The sequence below is a fragment of the Deltaproteobacteria bacterium genome (assembly GCA_022340465.1).
Lineage (GTDB): Bacteria > Desulfobacterota > Desulfobacteria > Desulfobacterales > B30-G6 > JAJDNW01.
The window spans coordinates 1-6274 of the sequence record JAJDNW010000069.1 but is presented as its reverse complement, the minus strand read 5'-3'; the positions used below and the strand labels follow the sequence as shown (position 1 = coordinate 6274).

Here is a 6274-nt window from a genome sequence, read left to right as displayed (position 1 = left end):
ATTGTAAAAAGTTATAGCAATAACAAGTAATTAAATACCTTTTGGGCATGTAACCCAAAGGGCGGAGCTATAATAAAAGATGGTGCCCATCTAATAGTTTGTACCAAACTATTAGTCAACGCGGCTGCGCCGCTAATATTTCAATTCTGCTTCGCAGAATTCCACTGGGCAGGCACAGAATTCCACTCCAACTAATCCAACTAACTCAACTAACCCAAGTAACCCAATGAACTCAAGTAACCCAAAAAACTCGCTAAATCGAGTAACCCGACCCAACCCCCACGGCGGCAAACTGATCGATCTCGTCGTCGATGAAGAACGGGCCTCCGTTCTCAGGGAACTCGCCTTCAGCCTTCCGGACATCACCCTCAACGGGCGCCAGCTGTGCGATTTGGAACTCCTGGCGGTGGGGGCCTTTTCGCCGCTCGAAGGCTTCATGTGCCGCTCCGACTACGAGTCGGTCCTGGACCGCATGCGCCTGCAGGACGGCCTCCTGTGGCCCATGCCGGTCTGCCTGGACGTGTCCGCGACGCAGTCCCAAAGCCTGGAAACCGGGCAGTCCGTGACCCTGCGCGACCCGGAGGGATTTCTTTTGGCGGTGATGCACATCGAAGACATGTGGCCGGTGGCGCGCGAAAAGGAAGCCGACAGGGTGTACGGAACCAGGGATCAGAAACACCCCGGCGTTCACCATCTCTACACCGCCCTCGGCGATGTGTATCTCGGCGGCAGGCTGGAGGTGCTGAGCCTGCCCCTGCACTTCGACTACAAGCAGCTCAGGCTGTCCCCCGTGGAGACGCGCAGCGTTTTCAACCGGCTGGGGTGGAAGCGGGTGGTTGGATTCCAAACGCGAAGCCCCATTCAGCGGCCCCAGTTCGAGATGACCATGCGCGCCATGCGTGCCGCCAAGGCCAACATCCTGATCCACCCGGTGGTGGGCATGACCAAGCCCGGCGATTTCGACCACTACACCCGGGTGCGCTGTTACAAGGCGGTGACGGAACAGTACCCGCCTGACTCCTTTCTGCTCAATCTTCTGCCGCTGGCCATGCGCATGGCCGGACCCAGGGAGGCCATGTGGCACGCCATCGTTTCCAAAAACTACGGGTGCAGCCACTTCATCGTGGGGCCGGATCACGCCGGTCCCGGCAACAACGGTGATGCCGTCGGGTTTTACGAGGCCAACGAGGCCACCGTCCTTACCGCTGCGCACAGTGACGAGTTGGGCATCGGCATCGTTCCCTTCGAGGAGCTGGTCTACCTGCCATTTGAGGACGAGTACCGCACCAAGGACACGGTTCCCGAGGGCGTGCAGACCATTTCGCTCTCCGGGTCGGATATCCAGCAGCGCATTCGAACCGGCAAAAGAATTCCGGATTGGGCCACCTTTCCGGAAGTCATGGCGGTGTTGCGCAAGGCCTACCCACCCCCGAACGAGCAGGGGTTCACCGTCTTCATGACCGGACTCTCCGGGGCCGGCAAGTCCACGGTCGCCAAAGTGCTTTACTCCCGTTTCCAGGAGATCGGAAAACGCCCGGTAACCCTCCTGGACGGGGACATCGTCCGCCAGAACCTTTCCAGCCAGCTCAGCTTTTCCAAAGAGGACCGGGACACCAACGTGCGCCGCATCGGTTTCGTGGCCGCCGAAATCACCAAGAACCGGGGCATCGCCATCTGCGCGCCCATTGCACCCTACAAGACCACCCGCCGCGAGATTCGCGACATCATCGAAGCCTACGGCGGTTTTGTGGAAGTGCACATTTCGACCTCCCTGGAAGAGTGCGAAAAAAGGGACAGAAAGGGCATGTACGCCAAGGCCCGGGCCGGGCTGATCAAAGGGTTCACCGGTGTGGACGACCCCTACGAGGTGCCGGATAACCCCGAGGTGCGCGTGGACACCACCGGCATCACGCCGGACGAAGCCGCCCGTGAGGTGCTGCTGTATTTAGGGCATAAAGGTTATATCTAAATAACAGTGTGTTCCACTGTAAGTCCGTGTGGGTCTGTGGCTAAATTAAGAAAGCTCTGTGATCTCTGTGAACTCGAGTGCAGCGGGCGAGAGATAACATTCTGTACATCCTGTAAATTCTGTCTAAGCAAAGGAAAATGCGATGAAACAAAAACGTGCAACCATTATCTTGACCTTTCTGATTGTATGTCTGCTCGCGGGTTCGCCCGTCTTTGCCGGGGAAGCATCTGACCTGGCCAGTGAGGAGCAGAACCAGCCCCGGCAAACCTACATTATCGGTACCGGCGACGTGCTTGAGATCACCACCTGGAAGGAGGAGGATTTCACCCGGGATAATGTTCCCGTGCGTCTGGACGGCATGATCACCTTCCCGCTTATCGGCGACATCAGGGCGGAAGGCCGCACGACCATGCAGGTCAAGGCCGTCATCGAGGAAAAGCTCAAGGATTACATCGAAAGCCCCAACGTCACCGTGCATCTCAGGGCGGCTTTCAGCAAAAAGTTTTACATTCTCGGCGAGGTGATGAAAACCGGTGAATACCCCATGATCAAGAACTACACCGTGCTGCAGGCTTTCGCCCTGGCAGGCGGCTTTACCGAGTGGGCTTCCAAGAAGGAGATTCTCCTTCTGCGCAAGGTGGACGGACAGGACAAGATCATCCGCATCAATTACAAGCAGATCGTCAAAGGCAATGATTTCGGGCAGAACGTCCAAATCCAGGCGGACGACACCATCATCGTTCCCTGATAAAAGATGGTGCCCATCTTTTATTTAACGCGGCTTCGCCGCTATATATTATCTCTCGCAGAGTTCGCAGAGAAAAAGTATTTCAATTCTGCTTCGCAGAATAACAGCGTGTACCCCGCTGTTATGATGTTTAAGTGATAAAATTGGCCACAGATTTACCCAGTGGAATCCCGTTGGGTCTGCTTCGCAGAATTCCACAGGGCAGGCACAGAATTCCACAGACATAAAAATCCTTTGTTCGACGAAAGAGAAGTTTGTCTGTGTCTGTTTGTGGCAAAATATAAAAATCTGGACGCCAGTAGAGCGAAAGGCGAAAGGCGTACGGCGCAAAGCAAATTCAACGCGTTAAGCTTCTTCTTTGTGTTTAACCCCTTGAGCCCTGTTCCCTGTGCCTTGCGACCCGAATACCGTTAAACGAGCAGCACGTCTTACGTCTTACGTTTCACGTTTCACGTTTAACGATTTCAACGTTTCACGATTTCAACGTCTCACGATTTCCGTATGCCAATTAAGTCATATTAATCCCGTTAATCCTGTAAAGCCTGTAAAAATATGCGAAAATACTATCGATACAGCTTGCTCGTCTTCATGTGTCTTTGCCTTTCATCGCAGGCCTTCGGCGCGCGAATCACCTTTGCGCCGCGGCTGAGCCTGTCCGAGGAGTACACGGACAACGTCTTTCGCAGCAAAGACAACCGTGAGGAGGATTTCATCTCCCGCGTCTCCCCCGGGGCAACCCTGGACATCACCGGTAAAGAAAGCGGCCTTTCGCTCAGCTACGATCCTTCCTACAACTTTTACAGAAACAACCCGGACCTGAACAGTTGGAGCCATGCGGCGAGTTTGAATGCCCGTTCGCAGTTTACCCGGAACACGCAGGGATTTCTGCGGGACACCCTCATTCACAGCGAAGATCCCGCCCTCGACCAAAGTGTCTCGGGACGCACCGGCAGGGATGCCTACACCCGGAATGCCGCGGTCGTGGGCATCACCAACCAGTTCGGCGCCCAAAACGCCGTCACCCTGCAGTACAGCCACACGGAATACCGCGACTGGTCCACCCCCCGCGATGACAGTACCACCTACAGCCCCGAGGTGCGGCTGGACTACTGGTTTACACGCCGCTGGGGAAGCGACGCTCTTCTCCGTTACACCCGCGGCGAATTCGACATCACCGAAGATTTCGAAAACACCCGCGCCGATCTGAGGCTTTTGTACAACTATTCGCGGCACACGAACTGGTTTGTGCGCTATGCCCACACCGTGATGACTTACCTGGGAGATTCGGACGACTATCAGCTCTATTACCCGAGCATCGGCTTCGACTACACCCCCGACGAAACCACCTCTCTAAGCCTGGAGGCCGGCCCCCTCATCAGGGCCTACAGCGACCGCAAAGAAGAATACGGGACAAGCGTTTTTGGCGAGGGCCGCAAAACATGGCCCTTCAAAAGGGGCAGCCTGTCCGCTTTCGTGCGCAACGGGCTGGACTACGATTACGCCTCAGCTCAGAACCTGGGATTGTACTACTACACCTCTGTCGGCGGGAACGCGGTTTACAACTTTCAGGAAGATTTAAGCGGCAACCTGAGCGCTTCCTACGGGTACAACGCCTATGTCGACCAAAGCCCGGAGCGCTACGACAACACCTTCCGGGCAGGGATGGGGTTGCGCTACCTGGTCGCCTATTACTGCGCCTTGAACCTGAACTATTCTTTTTACGACCTAATCTCCACGGACGACAACCAGGAATTTTACGAGAACCGGGTCTACCTCGGCGTCAGCTTCTACACGCGCAGTCCGTATGTGTTGAGAAAGTAACTATCGAAAGGGGTATGGCGCAAGGCGTAAAAAATAGAACGCATACCGCAAAACGTAAGACGTGAAACGAGCAGCACGTCTAACGTCTCACATCTCACGTTTTACGAGGTTCCTAAACCCTGAGCCGAACCCAACAACTCGCTTTATGAACCTAATCGACATCGACATCCCGGGGCCCAAGATCATCGAGCCGGACGTCTATCCGGACCGGCGCGGCTTTTTCTGCGAAACCTATCAGAAGAGGCGCTTTGCCGAAAACGGCATCCAAACCATCTTTGTGCAGGACAACCTGTCGAGCTCCGGCAAAGGCACCCTGCGCGGCCTGCACTACCAGCACCCCCACGCCCAGGCCAAACTGGTCCAGGTGGTGCAGGGAGCGGTGCTGGACGTGATCGTGGACATCCGCCGGGGGTCGCCCTTCTTCGGCAAGTGGGCCGGGGTGACCCTGTCCGCGGAAAACAAGCGCCAGTTCTTCGTACCCGAGGGCTTTGCCCACGGATACTGCGTGTTGAGCGAGGCAGCCGTCTTCACCTACAAGTGCAGCGATTATTACGCGCCGGACTGCGAAAAGGGCGTCCTCTGGTCGGACCCGGGCATCGGCATCCAGTGGCCCCTGAAAGACCCCGTTCTTTCGGACAAGGACCGGCACTATCCGTGCCTGAAAGATGTCGCGCCAGACGCCTTGCCAGAATAATAGTTTGTGCCAAACTATTATGAGACGCGGCTTCGCCGCTATCTATTGTCTTTCGCCCCGGTGAAATAAGAACAACAAAGATTTCACTGGGCAGGCAGAGTTCGTAGAGGCGTGGAGAAAGAACATTATTCATTGCCACAGACCCACACAGAATTTCACAGACATTATTACATTTCTTCAATCTTTCTCGGTTGCTCATTCTTCGCAAAACGAAAACGATTATGGAATGGTATAATGGAAAAAGGATAATTCGCGCCAGCGATGACTGATTTTGTTCGATCGGAGCCGTCTGGTGAAGGATGAGCAAAGACGGAGCGGTCGAACAAAAAAAAATGTCTGTGTCAGTCCGTGTGGGTCTGTGGCTAAATTAAGAAAGCTCTGTGATCTCTGTGAACTCGATCGCAGCGGGCGGTGAATGAAATAATCCGAACAATCCTGTATTTCCTGTCAAATTAAAACGAGAGGCGTTTGACATGAACGTGCCCTTTCTCGACCTCAAAGTGCAGTATCAGCAAATAAAGAACGACGTTCTACCCATGATGACGCAGGCGATGGAGAACGGCATGTTCATCGGCGGGCCCCAGGTGGAAGCCTTCGAAAAGGAATTCGCCGCTTTCTGCGAGGCCCGCTTTTGCGTCGGCCTGAACTCCGGCACCGATGCGCTGCGCTTTGCCCTGATGGCAGCCGGCGTGGGCCCGGGCGACGCGGTGATCACCGTGCCCAACACATTCATCGCCACCACCGAAGCCATATCCCAGACAGGCGCTGTGCCCGTTTTCGTGGACATCGACCCCGCCACCTGCAACATGGATCCAAGCAAACTGGAAGCCTATCTCAAAAATCCCCGTGTGCCTTCAACCTTGAACCCTGCGCCACGGCCGAAGGCCGTTATTCCCGTTCATTTGTACGGGCAGCCGGCGGACATGGACCCCATCCTCGACCTGGCAGCAAAGCACGGCCTGCTGGTGATCGAAGACGCCTGCCAGGCGCACGGGGCGACCTACAAGGGGAAAAAAGCCGGTTCCATGGCCCTGGCCGGCTG

The 6274-nt window shown here is 55.5% G+C and carries 5 protein-coding genes; all 5 read left to right on the top strand.

Going from position 1 to position 6274, the window contains the following annotated elements; all coding sequences use genetic code 11:
- Positions 1–226: 226 nt before the first annotated feature.
- Positions 227–1969 carry a bifunctional sulfate adenylyltransferase/adenylylsulfate kinase gene (locus LJE94_10920; protein MCG6910621.1) on the top strand — a complete coding sequence of 581 codons (1743 nt, stop codon included), beginning with the start codon at positions 227–229 and terminating at the stop codon, positions 1967–1969.
- Between the two features lie 142 nt (positions 1970–2111).
- On the top strand, positions 2112–2717 hold the full coding sequence (locus LJE94_10915; GenBank protein MCG6910620.1) for a polysaccharide export protein: 606 nt from the start codon (positions 2112–2114) through the stop codon (positions 2715–2717).
- A 552-nt stretch (positions 2718–3269) separates the two neighbouring features.
- Positions 3270–4538 carry an outer membrane beta-barrel protein gene (locus tag LJE94_10910; GenBank protein MCG6910619.1) on the top strand — a complete coding sequence of 423 codons (1269 nt, stop codon included), beginning with the start codon at positions 3270–3272 and terminating at the stop codon, positions 4536–4538.
- Between the two features lie 145 nt (positions 4539–4683).
- On the top strand, positions 4684–5232 hold the full coding sequence (gene rfbC, locus LJE94_10905) for a dTDP-4-dehydrorhamnose 3,5-epimerase (protein MCG6910618.1): 549 nt from the start codon (positions 4684–4686) through the stop codon (positions 5230–5232).
- A 473-nt stretch (positions 5233–5705) separates the two neighbouring features.
- Positions 5706–6274: DegT/DnrJ/EryC1/StrS family aminotransferase (locus LJE94_10900; protein ID MCG6910617.1), on the top strand; the 569-nt coding region annotated here is incomplete at its 3' end.